The organism is Thioalkalivibrio sp. AKL19, from assembly GCF_000420165.1.
Classification (GTDB): domain Bacteria; phylum Pseudomonadota; class Gammaproteobacteria; order Ectothiorhodospirales; family Ectothiorhodospiraceae; genus Thioalkalivibrio.
In genome coordinates this window covers 613,085-630,181 of record NZ_ATUK01000010.1, presented here as the reverse complement: position 1 = coordinate 630,181, position 17,097 = coordinate 613,085, and the positions used below count along the sequence as shown (strand labels likewise).

The 17,097-nt window shown below is 64.2% G+C and carries 30 protein-coding genes; 29 read left to right on the top strand and 1 reads right to left on the bottom strand.

The window, feature by feature from the left end; all coding sequences use genetic code 11:
• From F817_RS0104950 to rplQ, 29 genes are all read left to right on the top strand, one after another.
• Nucleotides 1-431 (top strand): EF-Tu/IF-2/RF-3 family GTPase (locus F817_RS0104950; RefSeq protein ID WP_024326608.1); only part of this gene is annotated, 431 nt, incomplete at its 5' end.
• A gap of 5 nt (nucleotides 432-436) precedes the next feature.
• The gene (rpsJ, locus tag F817_RS0104945) at nucleotides 437-748 is read left to right on the top strand and encodes a 30S ribosomal protein S10 (RefSeq protein ID WP_018139871.1); all 312 of its coding nucleotides are present in this window, start codon (nucleotides 437-439) and stop codon (nucleotides 746-748) included.
• 110 nt (nucleotides 749-858) lie between these two features.
• Complete coding sequence (rplC, locus tag F817_RS0104940) at nucleotides 859-1,503, top strand: 50S ribosomal protein L3 (protein ID WP_024326607.1); 645 nt, start codon at nucleotides 859-861, stop codon at nucleotides 1,501-1,503.
• A gap of 4 nt (nucleotides 1,504-1,507) precedes the next feature.
• On the top strand, nucleotides 1,508-2,113 hold the full coding sequence (rplD, locus tag F817_RS0104935) for a 50S ribosomal protein L4 (protein ID WP_024326606.1): 606 nt from the start codon (nucleotides 1,508-1,510) through the stop codon (nucleotides 2,111-2,113).
• Nucleotides 2,110-2,406: a 50S ribosomal protein L23 gene (rplW, locus tag F817_RS0104930; RefSeq protein ID WP_017941073.1), complete on the top strand. Its 297-nt coding sequence runs from the start codon at nucleotides 2,110-2,112 to the stop codon at nucleotides 2,404-2,406. Before rplD ends, rplW begins: the two co-directional genes overlap by 4 nt.
• 2 nt (nucleotides 2,407-2,408) lie before the next feature.
• The gene (gene rplB / locus F817_RS0104925; RefSeq protein ID WP_017941074.1) at nucleotides 2,409-3,230 is read left to right on the top strand and encodes a 50S ribosomal protein L2; all 822 of its coding nucleotides are present in this window, start codon (nucleotides 2,409-2,411) and stop codon (nucleotides 3,228-3,230) included.
• 12 nt (nucleotides 3,231-3,242) lie between these two features.
• A complete protein-coding gene (gene rpsS, locus F817_RS0104920) occupies nucleotides 3,243-3,515 on the top strand; it encodes a 30S ribosomal protein S19 (protein ID WP_018139876.1) in 273 nt (90 codons plus the stop codon).
• Between the two features lie 9 nt (nucleotides 3,516-3,524).
• On the top strand, nucleotides 3,525-3,866 hold the full coding sequence (gene rplV / locus F817_RS0104915; protein ID WP_018865674.1) for a 50S ribosomal protein L22: 342 nt from the start codon (nucleotides 3,525-3,527) through the stop codon (nucleotides 3,864-3,866).
• A 2-nt stretch (nucleotides 3,867-3,868) separates the two neighbouring features.
• The gene (gene rpsC, locus F817_RS0104910; RefSeq protein WP_024326605.1) at nucleotides 3,869-4,549 is read left to right on the top strand and encodes a 30S ribosomal protein S3; all 681 of its coding nucleotides are present in this window, start codon (nucleotides 3,869-3,871) and stop codon (nucleotides 4,547-4,549) included.
• Between the two features lie 10 nt (nucleotides 4,550-4,559).
• Entirely contained in the window at nucleotides 4,560-4,973 is a 414-nt protein-coding gene (gene rplP, locus F817_RS0104905) for a 50S ribosomal protein L16 (RefSeq protein ID WP_017941078.1), read from the top strand.
• Nucleotides 4,973-5,167, top strand: a complete 195-nt coding sequence (gene rpmC / locus F817_RS0104900; protein ID WP_017941079.1) for a 50S ribosomal protein L29 — start codon at nucleotides 4,973-4,975, stop codon at nucleotides 5,165-5,167. Before rplP ends, rpmC begins: the two co-directional genes overlap by 1 nt.
• Nucleotides 5,168-5,171: 4 nt before the next feature.
• The gene (gene rpsQ, locus F817_RS0104895; protein ID WP_017941080.1) at nucleotides 5,172-5,438 is read left to right on the top strand and encodes a 30S ribosomal protein S17; all 267 of its coding nucleotides are present in this window, start codon (nucleotides 5,172-5,174) and stop codon (nucleotides 5,436-5,438) included.
• 22 nt (nucleotides 5,439-5,460) lie between these two features.
• Nucleotides 5,461-5,829: a 50S ribosomal protein L14 gene (gene rplN / locus F817_RS0104890; protein ID WP_017941081.1), complete on the top strand. Its 369-nt coding sequence runs from the start codon at nucleotides 5,461-5,463 to the stop codon at nucleotides 5,827-5,829.
• A 7-nt stretch (nucleotides 5,830-5,836) separates the two neighbouring features.
• The gene (rplX, locus tag F817_RS0104885; RefSeq protein ID WP_024326604.1) at nucleotides 5,837-6,151 is read left to right on the top strand and encodes a 50S ribosomal protein L24; all 315 of its coding nucleotides are present in this window, start codon (nucleotides 5,837-5,839) and stop codon (nucleotides 6,149-6,151) included.
• A 17-nt stretch (nucleotides 6,152-6,168) separates the two neighbouring features.
• A complete protein-coding gene (rplE, locus tag F817_RS0104880; protein WP_024326603.1) occupies nucleotides 6,169-6,708 on the top strand; it encodes a 50S ribosomal protein L5 in 540 nt (179 codons plus the stop codon).
• Nucleotides 6,709-6,723: 15 nt separating this feature from the next.
• A complete protein-coding gene (gene rpsN, locus F817_RS0104875; RefSeq protein ID WP_024326602.1) occupies nucleotides 6,724-7,029 on the top strand; it encodes a 30S ribosomal protein S14 in 306 nt (101 codons plus the stop codon).
• A gap of 14 nt (nucleotides 7,030-7,043) precedes the next feature.
• Nucleotides 7,044-7,436, top strand: a complete 393-nt coding sequence (gene rpsH, locus F817_RS0104870; protein WP_024326601.1) for a 30S ribosomal protein S8 — start codon at nucleotides 7,044-7,046, stop codon at nucleotides 7,434-7,436.
• A 10-nt stretch (nucleotides 7,437-7,446) separates the two neighbouring features.
• Nucleotides 7,447-7,977: a 50S ribosomal protein L6 gene (gene rplF, locus F817_RS0104865; RefSeq protein WP_024326600.1), complete on the top strand. Its 531-nt coding sequence runs from the start codon at nucleotides 7,447-7,449 to the stop codon at nucleotides 7,975-7,977.
• Between the two features lie 10 nt (nucleotides 7,978-7,987).
• Nucleotides 7,988-8,341 carry a 50S ribosomal protein L18 gene (rplR, locus tag F817_RS0104860; protein WP_017941087.1) on the top strand — a complete coding sequence of 118 codons (354 nt, stop codon included), beginning with the start codon at nucleotides 7,988-7,990 and terminating at the stop codon, nucleotides 8,339-8,341.
• A gap of 26 nt (nucleotides 8,342-8,367) precedes the next feature.
• Nucleotides 8,368-8,874 (top strand): 30S ribosomal protein S5, encoded by a 507-nt coding sequence (gene rpsE / locus F817_RS0104855; protein WP_024326599.1) that lies wholly within the window; start codon nucleotides 8,368-8,370, stop codon nucleotides 8,872-8,874.
• Nucleotides 8,875-8,877: 3 nt separating this feature from the next.
• Complete coding sequence (gene rpmD / locus F817_RS0104850) at nucleotides 8,878-9,057, top strand: 50S ribosomal protein L30 (RefSeq protein ID WP_024326598.1); 180 nt, start codon at nucleotides 8,878-8,880, stop codon at nucleotides 9,055-9,057.
• A gap of 2 nt (nucleotides 9,058-9,059) precedes the next feature.
• Nucleotides 9,060-9,491 carry a 50S ribosomal protein L15 gene (gene rplO, locus F817_RS0104845; protein ID WP_024326597.1) on the top strand — a complete coding sequence of 144 codons (432 nt, stop codon included), beginning with the start codon at nucleotides 9,060-9,062 and terminating at the stop codon, nucleotides 9,489-9,491.
• Between the two features lie 3 nt (nucleotides 9,492-9,494).
• Nucleotides 9,495-10,841, top strand: coding sequence for a preprotein translocase subunit SecY (secY, locus tag F817_RS0104840; protein ID WP_018146441.1), 1,347 nt, complete (start codon nucleotides 9,495-9,497; stop codon nucleotides 10,839-10,841).
• A gap of 15 nt (nucleotides 10,842-10,856) precedes the next feature.
• Entirely contained in the window at nucleotides 10,857-10,970 is a 114-nt protein-coding gene (gene rpmJ / locus F817_RS14095; RefSeq protein WP_018881305.1) for a 50S ribosomal protein L36, read from the top strand.
• Between the two features lie 66 nt (nucleotides 10,971-11,036).
• Nucleotides 11,037-11,393 carry a 30S ribosomal protein S13 gene (gene rpsM, locus F817_RS0104835; protein ID WP_017941092.1) on the top strand — a complete coding sequence of 119 codons (357 nt, stop codon included), beginning with the start codon at nucleotides 11,037-11,039 and terminating at the stop codon, nucleotides 11,391-11,393.
• A gap of 21 nt (nucleotides 11,394-11,414) precedes the next feature.
• Nucleotides 11,415-11,804: a 30S ribosomal protein S11 gene (rpsK, locus tag F817_RS0104830; RefSeq protein WP_017941093.1), complete on the top strand. Its 390-nt coding sequence runs from the start codon at nucleotides 11,415-11,417 to the stop codon at nucleotides 11,802-11,804.
• A 15-nt stretch (nucleotides 11,805-11,819) separates the two neighbouring features.
• Nucleotides 11,820-12,440 (top strand): 30S ribosomal protein S4, encoded by a 621-nt coding sequence (rpsD, locus tag F817_RS0104825; RefSeq protein ID WP_024326596.1) that lies wholly within the window; start codon nucleotides 11,820-11,822, stop codon nucleotides 12,438-12,440.
• Between the two features lie 30 nt (nucleotides 12,441-12,470).
• Nucleotides 12,471-13,460 (top strand): DNA-directed RNA polymerase subunit alpha, encoded by a 990-nt coding sequence (gene rpoA / locus F817_RS0104820; RefSeq protein ID WP_024326595.1) that lies wholly within the window; start codon nucleotides 12,471-12,473, stop codon nucleotides 13,458-13,460.
• A 43-nt stretch (nucleotides 13,461-13,503) separates the two neighbouring features.
• Entirely contained in the window at nucleotides 13,504-13,893 is a 390-nt protein-coding gene (gene rplQ / locus F817_RS0104815) for a 50S ribosomal protein L17 (RefSeq protein ID WP_024326594.1), read from the top strand.
• 167 nt (nucleotides 13,894-14,060) lie between these two features.
• Here rplQ and uvrA read toward each other — a convergent pair whose 3' ends face one another.
• A complete protein-coding gene (gene uvrA, locus F817_RS0104810) occupies nucleotides 14,061-16,910 on the bottom strand; it encodes an excinuclease ABC subunit UvrA (RefSeq protein ID WP_024326593.1) in 2,850 nt (949 codons plus the stop codon).
• Between the last annotated feature and the right edge of the window lie 187 nt (nucleotides 16,911-17,097).

The window sequence follows — 17,097 nt, the reverse complement described above, 5'->3', positions numbered from 1 at the left end:
AGAAGACCACGGTCACCGGCGTCGAGATGTTCCGCAAGCTGCTGGACCAGGGCGAGGCGGGCGACAACGTCGGCATCCTGCTGCGCGGCACCAAGCGTGACGACGTGCAGCGTGGTCAGGTGCTGTGCAAGCCGGGTTCGATCACCCCGCACACCCACTTCGAGGCCGAGGTGTACATCCTGGGCAAGGAAGAGGGCGGTCGTCACACGCCGTTCTTCAACGGGTATCGTCCGCAGTTCTACTTCCGCACGACCGACGTGACGGGTTCGGTGGAGCTGCCGGAGGGTACCGAGATGGTGATGCCGGGCGACAACGTCAAGATGACGGTGTCCCTGATCAACCCGATCGCGATGGAAGACGGTCTGCGCTTTGCGATCCGCGAAGGCGGCCGCACCGTGGGCGCCGGCGTCGTCTCCAAGATTATTGAGTGAACCAGATGGCTAACCAGCGCATTCGAATTCGTCTGAAGGCCTTTGATCATCGACTGATCGACCGCTCCGCGGCCGAGATCGTCGAGACCGCGAAGCGGACCGGTGCCCGGGTCAAGGGCCCGATCCCGCTGCCGACCAAGCGCGAGGCGTATACCGTCCTGATCTCCCCGCACGTCAACAAGGACGCGCGCGACCAGTACGAGCTGCGCACGCACAAGCGACTGATGGACATCCTCGATCCGACCGACAAGACCGTGGATGCACTGATGAAGCTGGATCTGGCCGCGGGCGTCAATGTTCAGATCAGGCTTAACTAACGTTAAATTTTCTGCCATACTATTGGGCTTTCCGTGGCCCGGCGGAATTTTCGCCGGGCCACGGCTTTAGGGCGCTTGATAGCGCCGTCTGATACGGAAGGGGTTTTGTAATGGCTCTTGGACTCATCGGTCGCAAGCTCGGCATGTCGCGCGTCTTTACGGACGACGGCGTCTCCGTGCCGGTCACGGTGCTGCAGGTGGACAACAATCGCGTGGTCCAGATCAAGCGCACTGAAGGCGACGGCTACAACGCGGTCCAGGTGACGGCGGGCTCGCGCAAGCCGTCCCGGGTAAGCAAGCCGGAGGCCGGGCATTTCGCCGCGGCGTCCGTCGAGCCGGGCCGGGGTCTCTGGGAATTCCGCGTCGACGAGGCGGATCTGGAAGGTCTGGCCGCCGGTGATGCGATCAGCGTTGATCGCTTCGAGGAAGGCCAGATTGTCGACGTGACCGCGCAGAGCAAGGGCAAGGGCTTCCAGGGTGCCGTGAAGCGTCACAACTTCCGCACCCAGGACGCGACCCATGGCAACTCGCTGGCGCACCGCGCCCCGGGTTCCATCGGACAGAACCAGAGCCCCGGGCGCGTGTTCAAGGGCAAGAAGATGGCCGGCCACATGGGCGCCGAGCGCAAGACCATCCAGAACCTCCGGGTGGTGCGCGTCGACGCCGATCGCAGCCTGGTCCTGGTTCAGGGTGCCGTGCCGGGCGCGCCGAGTTCCGACGTGATGATTCGTCCGGCCGTGAAGGCGAAGGGTTAAGACAATGCAAGTAACGACTGCCGATACCGGGGCCAGCGTAGAGCTGTCCGCCGTCTGCTTCGAGCGGGATTTCAACGAATCCCTGGTGCATCAGAGCGTGGTCGCTCAGCTCGCCGGGGCCCGTAGTGGCACCCGCGCCCAGAAGACACGGGCCCAGGTCAGCGGTGGCGGCATCAAGCCGTTCCGCCAGAAGGGCACGGGTCGGGCGCGGGCCGGGACGATTCGCAGCCCGCTCTGGACCGGGGGTGGCAAGGTCTTCGCCGCCCGCACCCAGGACTTCTCGCAGAAGCTGAACAAGAAGATGTATCGGGCCGCGATGGCGTCGATCCTCTCCGAGCTGCTGCGCCAGGACCGTCTGAAGGTCGTGGCCGGGTTCGCCGTCGAGTCCGGCAAGACGCGGGACGGGGTGGCGAAACTGAAGGAGCTGGGCCTTGAGAGGGGTCTTGTGGTGCTGCCCGAGGATGACGCGATGACCGCGCGCGCGCTGGGCAATGTCCCGCACGTGGACGTGATCGACGTCAACGGCGTCAATCCCGCCAACCTGGTCGGGGCCGAGACGGTCGTGATCACGGAAGGCGCCATCCGCAAGCTCGAGGAGTGGCTGGCATGAATTCGCGTCTGATGCAGATTATTCAGGGTCCGGTGGTGTCGGAAAAGTCGACCAACGCCGGAGAAGTGGGCCAGTACGTGTTCCGCGTACTGCCGGACGCCGACAAGGCCGAAATCAAGGCGGCGATCGAAAAGCTGTTCGAGGTTCGGGTGCAGCAGGTGCGCACGCTGAACCAGCAGGGCAAGAACAAGCGCTTTGGTCGACAGTTCGGTCGTCGTAACCACTGGAAGAAGGCCTATGTCGCCCTCGCCGAGGGCGAGAGCATCGACATGGGTGAAGGAGAACAGGTCTAGTCATGGCGATTATCAAGACCAATCCGACCTCGGCCGGGCGCCGCCACGCCGTTCAGATCCGTGGCGACGGCCTGCACAAGGGCGCGCCCCACGCCGCGCTGGTCGAAAAGCAGACGCGTTCCGGCGGCCGCAACAATGCCGGTCGTATCACCACCCGGCACGTGGGTGGCGGTCACAAGCAGCGCTACCGCATCGTCGACTTCAAGCGCAACAAGGACAACGTGCCGGGCAAGGTCGAGCGCCTGGAATACGACCCGAACCGGAGCGCCCATCTTGCGCTGGTACTGTACGCGGACGGCGAACGTCGGTACATTATCGCGCCTCGCGGCCTGAAGCAGGGCGACGCGGTGCACAGTGGATCGCAGGCCCCCATCCGGGTGGGCAACGCGATGCCGCTGCGTTCCATCCCGGTCGGTACGGTGATCCACTGCATCGAAATGAAGCCGGGCAAGGGCGCGCAGATCGCTCGATCAGCGGGGGCTTCGGCCCAGGTCGTGGCCCGCGAGGGTGCCCACGCAACGATCCGACTGCGCTCGGGCGAGATGCGCCGCATCCCGTCCGAATGCCGCGCCACGGTCGGCGAGGTGGGGCACACCGAGCACAGCCTGAAGAAGTTCGGGAAGGCCGGTGCCAAGCGCTGGATGGGCGTTCGCCCGACGGTGCGTGGTACCGCCATGAACCCGGTCGACCACCCGCATGGTGGTGGTGAAGGTCGCAACTTCGGGCGTCACCCGGTGACCCCGTGGGGCCGCCCGACCAAGGGTTACAAGACCCGCAACAACAAACGTACCGACGGCATGATCGTGCGTCGGCGCAAGAAGTAACGGAGTGCCAGCATGCCGCGTTCACTGAAAAAAGGCCCGTTCGTCGATCACCACCTGCGCAAGAAGGTGGAAGAGGCGCGCGAAAAGAACGATCGCCGGCCGATCAAGACCTGGTCGCGCCGCTCGATGATCATCCCGCAGATGGTGGGTCTCACCCTCGCGGTACACAACGGGCGTCAGCATGTTCCGGTGCTGGTCAACGAAAACATGGTCGGCCACAAGCTGGGCGAGTTTGCGTTGACGCGGACCTTCAAGGGTCACATCGCCAACAAGAAGTCGCGCTGAGGACGAACGATGGAGACGATTGCAAAATTGCGCTACGCGCGCATCTCGCCGCAGAAGACGCGGCTGGTCGCCGACCAGGTTCGTGGCATGCGCGTCGAGGAAGCTCTGAACGAGCTGACCTTCAGCCCGAAGAAGCCGGCCGCCATCGTGAAGAAGGTGCTGGAATCCGCCATTGCAAATGCGGAGAACAACGACGGGGCCGACATCGACGAGCTGCGCATCTCGCGCATCCAGGTCGACGAGGGGCCGGTGCTGAAGCGCATGCAGGCGCGGGCCAAGGGTCGCGGCAACCGCATCATGAAGCGCACCAGTCACATCGTGATTGGCGTTAGCGAGAAGGGAGCGAATTAACCATGGGTCAGAAAGTACATCCAACCGGCATTCGGCTGGGCATTTCTCGCCCGTGGTCCGCGACCTGGTACGCGGATGGCCGCGAGTTTGGCGAGACGCTGAACAACGACATCAGGCTGCGCGGCTTCCTGCAGAAGAAGCTCGCCCACGCGTCGGTCAGCCGGATCACCATTGAGCGCCCCGCCAAGGCCGCGCACATCACGATCCACACGGCGCGGCCGGGGATCGTGATCGGCAAGAAGGGCGAGGATATCGAGAAGCTGCGCCGTGAAGTGGCAGCGGAGACGGGCCTGGACCAGGGCAACGTCAAGATCAATATCGAAGAAGTGCGCAAGCCCGAGATCGAGGCCCAGCTGGTCGCGGAAGGCATCGCCCAGCAGCTCGAGCGCCGCATCATGTTCCGCCGCGCCATGAAGCGCGCCGTGGGCAATGCCATGCGCCTGGGCGCCCAGGGTATCAAGGTGCACGTCTCCGGACGCCTGAATGGCGCGGAGATCGCGCGCTCCGAGTGGTATCGCGAAGGGCGTGTCCCGCTGCATACCCTGCGCGCGGACATCGACTACGGCTTCGCCGAGGCCCGTACGACGTACGGGATCATCGGTGTGAAGGTGTGGATCTTCAAGGGCGAAGTCTTCGGTCTGGAACCGGTCGAAGGGACGCGCGCTGCGGCCAACGCGAGCTAGGACATAGACCATGTTGCAGCCAAAAAGAACCAAATTCCGCAAGCAGTTCAAGGGCCGGAACCGGGGCATGGCCTCGACCGGCGCCAAGGTCAGCTTCGGCGAGTACGGCCTTCAGGCCGTGGAACGCGGTCGCATTACCGCGCGCCAGATCGAGGCGGCGCGTCGTGCGATGGTGCGTCACATCAAGCGTGGCGGAAAGATCTGGATCCGGGTGTTCCCGGATGTCCCGGTGACCAAGAAGCCGCTTGAAGTGCGCATGGGCAAGGGCAAGGGCGGCGTTGAGTACTGGGTGTGCAAGATTCAGCCCGGCCGTGTGCTCTACGAGATGGAAGGTGTCCACGAAGACGTGGCTCGCGAGGCCATGCGTCTGGCCGCCGCCAAGCTCCCGGTCAAGACGGTGTTCACCCGTCGGCAGGTGATGTGATGAAAGCAGAAGAACTCAGAAAGAAGTCGGACGACGACCTGAACCAGGAGCTCGAAGCGCTCTACAAGGAACAGTTCGGTCTCCGCATGCAGAAGGCGGTCGGGCAGCTCGCGCGGCCGGATCGCGTCGGCAAGGTGCGGCGCGAGATCGCGCAGATCAAGACGCTGATGAATGAACGCAGAAGGGCAGGCTAAGAAGATGACCGAAGAAGGTTCCAAGAATCAGCGTTCCGTCGTGGGGCGGGTGATCAGCGACAAGATGGACAAGACCCGCACGGTCCTGGTCGAGCGTCGCGTGCGTCATCCGCTGTACGGCAAGTTCATCCGCCGCAGCACGAAACTGCACGTCCATGACGAGGAGAATGTCTCGCGCATGGGCGATCGGGTTCGTATCCGTGAATGCCGGCCGGTTTCCAAGCAGAAGCGCTTTGCCCTGATCGAAGTGGTCGGGCAGGACGCGCTCTGAATCGGCTGCCAGGAGATAAGTCATGATTCAAATGCAGACCGTGCTCGAGGCCGCCGACAACAGCGGCGCCCGACGCATCCAGTGCATCAAGGTGCTGGGCGGCTCGCACCGCCGGTACGCCCGCGTGGGCGATGTCATCAAGGTGAGCGTCAAGGACGCGATCCCGCGTGGCAAGGTCAAGAAGGGCGACGTGTACGACGCCGTCGTGGTGCGTACCGCCTCCGGCGTGCGGCGCCCGGATGGTTCCATCATCCGCTTCGACCGCAATGCCGCGGTCCTGCTGAACAACCAGCACCAGCCGATCGGCACCCGTATTTTCGGGCCGGTGACGCGTGAACTGCGAGGGGAGAAGTATATGAAGATCATCTCCCTCGCCCCGGAAGTGCTGTGAGGACGTAATGAACAAGATTCGCAAGGGCGACGATGTCGTCGTGATTGCTGGCAAGGACAAGGGCCGACGCGGGACCATCATCAAGGTCCTGGAGGGCAAGGTCCTCGTTCAGAACATCAACATGGTGAAGAAGCATCAGAAGCCGAACCCGCAGCAGGGTGTCGGTGGCGGGATTGTCGAGAAGGAAATGCCGATCGATATCTCGAACGTGATGCTCTTCAACCCTGCAACCGACAAGGGTGATCGCGTGTCGTTCAAGACCCTGGAGGACGGCCGCAAGGTGCGGGTCTTCCGCTCGAACGGCGAGGTCGTGGACGCATAACGCGGGACGGACGGTTTATGGAACGCTTGAGAGAAGAATACGAATCCAACGTGAAGCAGGCGCTGCGCGAGCAGTTTGCCTATGCGAACGTGATGGAGATCCCCCGCATCACCAAGGTCACCCTGAACATGGGTCTGGGCGATGCCGTGGCAGACAAGAAGGTCATCGAGCACGCGGTGAGCGACATGACGGCGATTGCCGGCCAGAAGCCGGTGGTCACCAAGGCGCGCAAGTCGATCGCGGGATTCAAGATCCGCGACGATTATCCGATCGGTTGCAAGGTGACCCTTCGTCGCCGGCAGATGTACGAATTCCTGGATCGCCTGATCAACGTGGCGCTTCCCCGAGTGCGTGATTTCCGCGGGTTTTCCGCCAAGGCGTTTGACGGGCGGGGCAACTACAGCCTGGGCATCAAGGAACAGATCATCTTTCCGGAGATTGATTACGACCGTGTCGACAAGCTGCGCGGCATGGACATCACGATTACCACCAGCGCAAAGACGGACGCGGAAGCCAAGGCCCTCCTGGAGGCCTTCCGATTCCCGTTCCGGCAGTAGACGAGGTAGGCGCACATGGCGAAGACATCGATGGTCGAGCGCGAGAAGAAGCGCGAACGACTGGTTAAGAAATACGCGGCCAAGCGGGCCGAACTCAAGGCGGTCCTGGTGGACGACACCAAGTCCTCCGAAGAACGCCTGGCGGCCATGCACGCCCTGCAAAAGCTGCCGCGTGATTCGTCGCGCGTGCGTCAAAAGAACCGCTGTGGCGTGACTGGCCGGCCCAAGGGCTACTACCGTCGGTTCGGCCTCGGGCGCAACAAGCTGCGGGAACACGCCATGAAGGGCGAGATTCCGGGCCTGCGCAAGGCGAGCTGGTAAGGAGATTTGAAGCAATGATGACCGATCCGATTTCCGACATGCTCACCCGCGTCCGCAATGCGCAGCGCGCGAACAAGGAGCAGGTCGCCATTCCCTACAGCAAGGCCAAGGAGCGTATCCTGAAGGTCTTCGCCGAAGAGGGGTTCGTGGGCGACATGCAGGTCGAGGGCGAGGCCGCGCTGAAGAAGCTCGTGGTCAAGCTGAAGTACTTCGAGGGACGGCCGGTCATCGAGACCGTCGAACGGATTTCCCGCCCGGGTCTGCGGATCTATCGTGGCAAGGACGAGCTGCCGCGGATCAACGCGGGCCTTGGTGTCGCGGTGATCTCCACGCCCCAGGGTGTCATGAGTGACCGCGCAGCCCGGGCCGCTGGCCAGGGCGGCGAGGTCCTCTGCAAGATTTACTGAGGAATCAGCCATGTCGCGCATTGCAAATCTGCCGATCAAGCTGCCCAACGGTGTCTCCGTCGAGCAGTCGGACAGCGAGATCAAGATCAAGGGTCCGAAGGGCGAGCTTCAGCTCACCTGCCCGGAGGCGGTGATCGTCACCGTCGACGAGGGCGTGGTGCGCGTCAAGGCCGCCGAAAACGCCAAGAATGTCGCGCTGGCCGGGACCATCCGGGCGTTGCTGGGCAATCACGTGCACGGCGTGAGCGAAGGCTTCGAGCGGGCCCTGGAACTGGTCGGCGTCGGGTATCGCGCGCAGATGCAGGGCGCGAAGCTGAATCTGACGCTGGGCTACTCGCACCCAATCGACTTCGAGGTCCCCGAGGGCGTCACGGTGGAGACACCGACCCCGACCGAGGTCCTGATCAAGGGAACGGATCGCCAGAAGGTGGGCCAGGTGGCCGCGAACATTCGCGCCATGCGTCCGCCGGAGCCCTACAAGGGCAAGGGCGTGAAGTACAAAGACGAGCGCATTGTGCGCAAAGAAGCCAAGAAGAAGTAGGTAGGCACCAGTGGACAAGAAAGAGGCCAGACTTAAGAGGGCGCGTCGCGCACGGTTCAAGATCCGTGAGCTGGGGGTGCATCGTCTCTGTATCCACCGGACGCCCCGCCACATGTACGCGCAGATCATCGCACCGTCCGGCGACGCGGTACTCGCCGCGGCGTCGACGGTGGAGAAGGATCTGAAGAATGCCGGGGGTTCGACCGGCAACGCCGAGGCCGCCGCCCGTGTTGGGCAGGCGATTGCCGAGCGTGCGCGCAAAGCCGGCATTGAACAGGTCGCGTTTGACCGCGCGGGATTCCGTTATCACGGACGGGTGAAGGCTCTGGCCGACGCCGCACGTGAGAACGGCCTGCAGTTCTAGTCAAACGGGATCGAGCGGAGAGAGATATGGCACGTAACGATGTAAGCGAAGCGCAGGACGGCCTTCAGGAAAAGCTGATTGGCGTCAATCGCGTGGCCAAGGTGGTCAAGGGCGGCCGGCAGTTCCGGTTCGCCGCGCTGACCGTGGTGGGCGACGGCGAAGGCCGGGTCGGCTACGGCTACGCCAAGGCGCGCGAAGTGCCGGCGGCGATCCAGAAGGCCATGCAGCAGGCGCGCATGGAGATGCGCAATGTCGCGCTGCAGGACGGGACGCTGCACTACGCGGTGAACGGTCGCCACGGCGCCGCCAACGTCTACATGCAGCCCGCCTCCGAGGGTACCGGCATTATCGCCGGTGGTGCGATGCGCGCCGTGCTGGAAGTGGCCGGCGTTCGCAACGTTCTCGCGAAGTGTGTGGGTTCGCGCAACCCGATTAACGTCGTGCAGGCGACCATCGACGGGCTCACCACGGTGAGTTCGCCGGAACGCGTCGCTGCCAAGCGCGGCAAGTCCGTTGACGAAGTGACGAGCTAAGCCATGAGCAAGCTGAAACTGACCCTGGTACGCAGCACCGCCGGACGCATCGCATCGCACAAGGCGTGCGTGCGTGGTCTGGGGCTGCGCAAGACCCACAGCACCGCGACGGTCGAGGCCACCCCGGAGAATCTGGGCATGGTCAAGAAGGTGTCGTACCTGCTGAAGGTAGAGGAAGTCTAACGATGCATCTGAATGACATTGCAAGCCCCGCGGGCGCCCGCAAACCAGGCAAGCGCGTGGGTCGCGGAATCGGCTCCGGCCTGGGCAAGACCGGCGGCCGTGGCCACAAGGGTCAGAAGTCCCGCTCTGGCGGCTTCACCAAGGTCGGCTTCGAGGGTGGTCAGATGCCCTTGCAGCGTCGCCTGCCGAAGGTGGGTTTCCGCTCGCGCAAGCAGCAGTATGCCGCCGAGGTCCGCCTGAGCGAACTGGCGAAGGTGGATGGCGACGTCACCCTGGAGAGCCTCAAGGCCGCGGGCGTGGTGCGTAGCGATGCCCAGAGCGCGAAGATCTTCGCCTCCGGCGAAGTCGGCAAGGCCTGCGCCGTCAAGGGCGTGGGAGTCACCAAGGGTGCGCGGGCAGCGATCGAAGCCGCCGGCGGGAGCGTTGAGGCCTAAATAATGGCGCGTGGAGCGACAGCACGTTCCGGTGGCGGACTCACCGGCTTTACCGAGTTACGCCAACGCTTGCTGTTCGTGCTGGGCGCCCTGGTGGTCTACCGGATCGGTACGTTCATCCCGGTCCCGGGGATCAATCCCGTGGCCGTGTCGCAGTTCTTCGAACAACAAAGCGGCACGATCCTCGACATGTTCAACATGTTCTCGGGCGGTGCGCTGGAACGGCTGTCGATTTTCGCCCTCGGGGTGATGCCATATATCTCGGCGGCGATCATCATGCAGCTGCTCGCGGCGACCGTGCCGGCCCTGCAGCAGCTGAAGAAGGAGGGCGAGCAGGGTCGCCGGAAGATCACGCAGTACACGCGCTACGGGACCGTGGCGCTGGCGCTGTTCCAGAGTATTGGGATTGGTATCGCGCTCAATGGGCAGACCATCCAGGGGATGCCGATGGCGCTGAACCCGGGCCCGATCTTTATCTTCACCGTTGTTGTGTCGCTGGTGACCGGGACATTGTTCCTGATGTGGCTCGGTGAACAGATCACCGAGCGCGGGATCGGGAACGGTATCTCGATCATCATCTTCGCGGGCATCGTGGCCGGGCTTCCTGGTGCGATTGGCGGTACGCTGGAACTGGCCCGAACCGGTGAGCTCGCCGCGGCATTCGTGGTGATCCTGATCGTCCTTGCCCTGGCGGTGACCGCGTTTGTGGTCTTCGTCGAGCGGGGGCAGCGGCGGGTCACGATCAACTATGCGAAGCGTCAGGTCGGGCGCAAGATGGTGGGTGGGCAGTCTTCCCACCTGCCGCTGAAACTGAATATGGCCGGGGTGATCCCGCCGATCTTCGCATCGAGCATCATCCTGTTCCCCTCGACGCTTGGGCAGTGGTTCGGCCAGGCGGAAGGGATGGACTGGTTGCGCGAGATCTCGACGACGCTCGCACCCGGGCAACCGCTCTACGTGATGTTCTATGCGGCTGCGATTATTTTCTTCTGCTTTTTCTACACCGCACTGGTGTTCAATTCGCGGGATACCGCGGAGAACCTGAAAAAGCAGGGCGCCTTCATTCCGGGGATTCGGCCCGGGGTGCAGACGGAACGCTTTATCGACGGGGTAATGACCCGGTTGACCGCAGTGGGTGCGGTGTACATCACCGCCGTCTGCCTGTTGCCGGAGTTCCTGATCCTGTACTGGAACGTGCCGTTCTACTTCGGGGGGACGTCACTGCTGATCATCGTGATCGTGGTGATGGATTTCATGGCCCAGTTGCAGTCGCATCTGGTGTCCCACCAGTACGAAGGCTTGATGAAGAAAGCGAATCTGAAGGGTTTCGGCGGGACCGGGATCCGCTAGACCAGGAGAAAGACCATGAAGGTACGTGCATCTGTAAAGCCGATCTGCCGGAACTGCAAGGTGATTCGGCGTAACGGTGTCGTGCGGGTAATCTGTTCGGATGCCCGCCACAAGCAACGCCAGGGCTAACGCTTGGCGTAACGGATATTCATTGCTACTATAGCCGGCTTTGCCGGATTTAGATGGAGAGGTTGGATGGCTCGCGTCGCTGGAATCAATATTCCTGACCAGAAGCACACGGTAATCGCGCTGACCGCGATCTATGGCATTGGCCCGACCCGGGCCGGCCTGATCTGCGATGCCGCCGGTGTGCGTCGGGACATCAAGGTGCGGGATCTGACTGATGCCGAAGTGGACGCCCTGCGCGCCCAGATCGACAAGATCCCCGTGGAAGGGGATCTTCGCCGCGAAGTCAGCATGAACATCAAGCGGTTGATGGATCTGGGCTGCTACCGGGGTGTGCGTCATCGCCGCGGGCTTCCGCTGCGTGGTCAGCAGACGCAGACCAACGCACGCACCCGCAAGGGCCCGCGTCGCCCGATTCGCAAGTAATCAGACTGGGATCTCAGGTACATGGCACAAGCGCAGACTCGGACCAAGAAAAAGGTCCGCAAGAACATCGCCGAGGGCGTGGCTCACGTATATGCCACGTTCAACAACACGATCATCACGATCACCGACCGGCAGGGCAACACGATCAGCTGGGCCACCTCGGGTGGTTCCGGTTTCCGTGGTTCCCGCAAGTCGACCCCGTTCGCCGCGCAGATCGCGGCCGAACGTGCCGGGACGACGGCGGCCGAGCACGGCGTGAAGAATCTTGACGTGATGGTGCGTGGCCCGGGTCCGGGCCGCGAATCGGCGGTACGTGCGCTGAACAATGCCGGGTTCAAGATCACGAACATCAGTGACGTGACCCCGATCCCCCACAACGGCTGCCGGCCGCCCAAGAAACGCCGCGTTTAAGGCTGGAGTTCAAGAATGGCTCGTTACATTGGACCGAAATGCAAGCTCAGTCGCCGCGAAGGCGTTGACCTGGGGCTGAAAAGCGGCGCCCGGGCGCTGGAGACCAAGTGCAAGCTGGACAAACCGCCGGGTCAGCACGGCGAGCGCCGTACTCGGCTGTCGGATTACGCGGTGCAGCTGCGCGAGAAGCAGAAGCTTCGCCGGATCTACGGCGTGCTGGAGAAGCAGTTTCGCAATTATTACAAGAAGGCCGCCCAGCGCAAGGGCTCCACGGGCGAGAACCTGCTGAAGCTGCTGGAAGGCCGGCTGGATAACGTGGTGTATCGCATGGGCTTCGGCTCGACGCGGTCGGAGGCCCGCCAGCTGGTAGCCCACCGCTCGATCATGGTGAATGGTCAGGTGGTAAACATCGCCGCCTATCAGGTCCAGCCGTCGGACGTGGTCACGGTTCGCGAGAAGGCACGCAAGCAGGTTCGGATCCAGGACGCGATGACCCTGGCCGAGCAGAGCGGCTTCCCGAGTTGGGTCGAGGTCGACACCAGCAAGTTCGAAGGGACGTTCAAGGCGATCCCGGATCGCTCGGATCTGCCCGCGGACATCAACGAGTCGCTCGTCGTCGAGCTGTACTCGAAGTAATCGTTTTTCGGCCTGGCGCCAGGAGTCACAATGCAGTCGAACGAACTGGTCAAGAAACAGCAGATCGAGGTCGAGGCCGAGAACCGGAATCAGGCCAAGGTCGCACTCGAGCCGCTGGAACGCGGCTTCGGTCACACGCTGGGCAATGCCCTGCGCCGTGTGCTGCTGTCGTCCATCCCCGGAGCCGCGATCGTCGAGGCCCGGATCGAAGGCGTCCTGCACGAGTACACCACGATCGAGGGTGTGCAGGAGGACGTGGTCGATATCCTGCTGAACCTGAAGGGTGTGGCGCTGCGGATGCACAGCCGTGACGAGTCCACGCTGAGCCTGAAGAAAAAGGGGCCGTGCGTCGTAACCGCTGGTGATATCCAGGTGGACCATGACGTGGAGGTGGTCAATCCGGAACACGTGATCGCGACCATCACCAAGAACGTCGAGCTGGACGTAACCCTGACGGCGCGTGCCGGCCGTGGCTACGAGCCGGTGAGCACCCGTCGCCAGGCCGAGGGCGGGGACGACACCGGGATTGGTCGGCTGCTGCTGGACGCCAGCTTCAGTCCGATTCGCCGTGTCTCCTACCGTGTCGAGAGCGCGCGTCTGGCGCAGCGCACCGACATGGATCGGCTGGTTCTGGAACTCGAGACCAATGGCGCGATCGCCCCGGATGACGCGGTGCGTCAGGCGGCCACGATCCTTCAGGGGCAGCTCGCCCCGTTCGTCGACCTGCAGGAAGAGGCCGGTGAAGTGGCGGGCGTCGCGGGGGGCGCGATCGATCCGGTGCTGCTGCGTCCGGTGGACGAGCTGGAGCTGACCGTTCGCTCCGCGAATTGTCTGAAGGCCGAGAACCTGTACTACATCGGCGACCTGGTGCAGCGCACCGAGGTCGAACTGCTTCGGGCCCCGAACCTGGGCAAGAAGTCGCTGACCGAGATCAAGGACACGCTGGCGACCCACGGGCTGTCGCTCGGCATGCGTCTCGAGAACTGGCCGCCGCCGGGTCTGCGCGACGACAACGAGTAACCACGGCGCGCCGCGCCCATCGTTTTTCTAGAGGAAGCCTCTCATGCGTCATCGTCATTCCGGCCGTCAGCTGGGCCGTAACAGCTCTCACCGCAAGGCCACGTTTCAGGCCCTGTCCGTGGCCCTGTTCCGGCACGAACTGATCAAGACCACGCTGCCCAAGGCGAAGGAACTGCGCCGCGTCGCCGAGCCGCTGATCACCCTGGCCAAGGAAGATAGCGTGCACGGTCGCCGGACCGCGTTCGCCCGCCTGCGGGACAAGGAGATCGTGGGCAAGTTGTTCAGCGAACTGGGTCCGCGGTACCAGCAGCGCCCGGGTGGCTATCTGCGCATCCTGAAGTGCGGCAACCGTCCGGGCGACAATGCCCCGATGGCTTACGTCGAGCTGGTCGATCGCCCGGAGAGCGAGTCCGGGGATGGCGAGGCCGCCTGAAACGTTCACCGTCTGACGAAGTCGTAGCGCCCGAACGGGGCGCCTGAGAAGCCGGCCTCGAGCCGGCTTTTCTGCGTCTGGTGCCGGCCATCAGCGATCAGTGGGGTGAGGGATGAAGCCGCTGGCGGAACGGCGTCCCCGGCGGGTGGCGGTCCGGGGCGCAGGGATCAGCCGCTGGCGGCCGCTGGTCTGCTGGCGGGGAGCATGGGGGCGAGGAACTGGCCGGTATGGCTGTGGGGTGTAGCGGCCACGGTCTCCGGGGTTCCGGCGACCAGCAGTTCGCCACCGCCGCTGCCGCCTTCGGGTCCGATGTCGATCAGCCAGTCGGCGGTCTTGATCACGTCGAGGTTGTGCTCGATTACTACGATGGTGTTGCCGTGGTCGCGGAGCCGATGCAGGACGCGCAGGAGCTGTGCGATGTCCTCGAAATGCAGGCCGGTAGTGGGCTCGTCCAGGATGTAGAGGGTGCGGCCGGTATCCCGCTTGGACAGCTCGCGGGCGAGCTTGATGCGCTGGGCCTCGCCCCCGGAGAGGGTGGTGGCGTTCTGCCCGAGCTGGATGTACGAGAGTCCGACCTCCATCAGCATTTCCAGCTTGCGGTGGATGACCGGGACGGGCTGGAAGAAGTCCAGTGCCTCCTCCACCGTCATCTCCAGGACTTCGTGGATGTTCTTGCCCTTGTAGCGGACCTCCAGGGTCTCGCGGTTGTAGCGATGCCCCTTGCAGACATCGCAGGGTACAAAGACGTCGGGGAGGAAGTGCATCTCCACCTTGATGACGCCGTCGCCCTGACAGGCCTCGCAACGGCCACCGCGGACATTGAACGAGAAACGCCCGGGCTTGTAGCCGCGCGAACGGGCCTCGGCCGTTGCCGCGAACAGCTCACGGATGGGCGTGAACAGGCCGGTGTAAGTTGCGGGGTTGGAGCGTGGGGTGCGCCCGATCGGGCTCTGGTCGATGTCGACCACCTTGTCGATCAGCTCCAGGCCGTCGATGCGGTCGTGATCTTCGATGTGGTGGCGGCCGCCGTGCAGCTCGGTAGCGACCGCCGGATAAAGCGTGTTGTTGACCAGCGTGGACTTGCCCGAGCCGGAGACGCCAGTGACGCAGGTGAACAGTCCGGTGGGAAAGGCGAAGTCACCCCCCTTGAGGTTGTTGCCGCGGGCCCCGATGACGCGGACCTCGCGTTCCGGGTCAGCCTCGGTGCGCTGCTCGGGCACCGGGATACAGCGGGTGCCGCGCAGGTAGGCACCGGTAAGCGAGTCCGGGTGGCTGGCGACCGTCTCGGGGGTGCCGGCGGCCACGATATGTCCACCGTGGCGGCCGGCGCCGGGCCCGATATCGACCACGTAATCCGCCTGGCGGATGGCATCCTCATCATGTTCCACGACGATCACGGTGTTGCCCAGGTCGCGCAGGTGGCTAAGGGTGTTCAGTAGCCGTGCGTTGTCGCGCTGGTGGAGGCCGATGGAAGGTTCGTCGAGGATGTACATGACCCCGACGAGCGCCGACCCGATCTGTGACGCCAGGCGGATGCGCTGGGCCTCCCCACCGGAGAGCGTGTCCGCCGAGCGGTCCAGCGTCAGGTAGTCGAGGCCGACATCGTTGAGGAAGCCCAGCCGCGAGGCGATTTCGCGCACGATCTTCTCCGCGATCTGGGCGAAACGGCCCGGGAGGCGAAGGTCGGCGAAGAACGCCTGGGCGTTGGCCACGCTCATGTGCGTGACCTCGGGCAGGGTGAGGGCGTTGACGAACACGTGGCGTGCGGCGGAGTTCAGGCGCGTGCCATGGCAGTCGGGGCAAGGCTGTTCCGCCAGATAGCGGCCCAGCTCCTCACGCACGGCGGAGGAGTCGGTCTCGCGGTAGCGGCGTTCGAGGTTCGGGATGACCCCCTCGAACACGCGCTCGTCCGTACGCAGCCGACCGTTGGCGGCGGGGGTCGAGAGCTTGACCTTCTCCTTTCCGGACCCGTGCAGGACGACGGCGCGGACCTCGGGGGGCAATTCCTCCCACGGGGTTTCCACGTCGAAGCCGTAGTGCCGGGCGAGACTGGTCAGCAGGCTGAAATACCAGGCGTTGCGTCGGTCCCAGCCGCGCACGGCCCCGCCCGCCAGACTCAGCTCCGGCTGCGACACCACGCGCTCCGGATCGAAGAACTGGTGCACGCCGAGCCCGTCGCAGGTGGGGCAGGCACCCGCGGGGTTGTTGAACGAAAAGAGCCGCGGCTCCAGTTCGCGCAGTGCATAGCCGCAGACCGGGCAGGCGAAGCGCGCGGAGAAGATCATCGGCTCGCGCTCGGGCTCGTCCATCCAGGCGATCAGGGCCAGGCCGTCGGCGAGCTCGGTTGCGGTCTCGAAGGATTCGGCCAGGCGCTGGCGCAGGTCCTCGCGCACGCGGAACCGGTCGATCACGATCTCGATGTTGTGCTTGCGTTTGGGGTCCAGTGGCGGGAGCGCGTCGAGGTCGTGGATCTCGCCGTTGATCCGTGCGCGCAGGTAGCCCTGGGAGCGCATCGCCTCCAGCATCTTGTGGTGTTCGCCCTTGCGACCGCGCACGACAGGCGCCAGCAGCATCACCTTGTCGCCCTCGGGCAGCTCCAGCACCTGGTCGACCATCTGCGAGATCGTCTGCGCGGCCAGGGTCTCGCCATGCTCCGGGCAGCGGGGTTCGCCGGCGCGCGCGAACAGCAGGCGCAGATAGTCGTAGATCTCGGTGATGGTGCCGACGGTAGAGCGCGGATTGTGCGAGGTGCTCTTCTGTTCGATGGAGATCGCCGGCGAGAGGCCTTCGATCTGGTCCACGTCGGGTTTTTCCATCATCGACAGGAACTGCCGGGCGTAGGTGGACAGGCTCTCCACGTAGCGGCGCTGGCCCTCGGCGAACAGCGTGTCGAAGGCGAGCGAGGACTTGCCCGAGCCGGAGACGCCGGTAATCACGATCAACCGCTCGCGCGGAAGGTCGAGGTCCACGTTCTTCAGGTTGTGCGTGCGGGCGCCGCGTATGCTGATGCTGTCCATGGGGCTGGATCGACTCCACTGGGTTGCGTCGCGCGGCGCCGCCGGGATGCCTCGAGGCGCCGCAAACCGTCCATGGTAACACCCGGTGCCGCGCCGCCACGGGTTCCCCCTGCGCGGGTGGCGGCACGCCCTCTGCTACACTCCGCGCGCATGAAGACCCGCTCCCTCCACTGTCGCGACTGAGCCC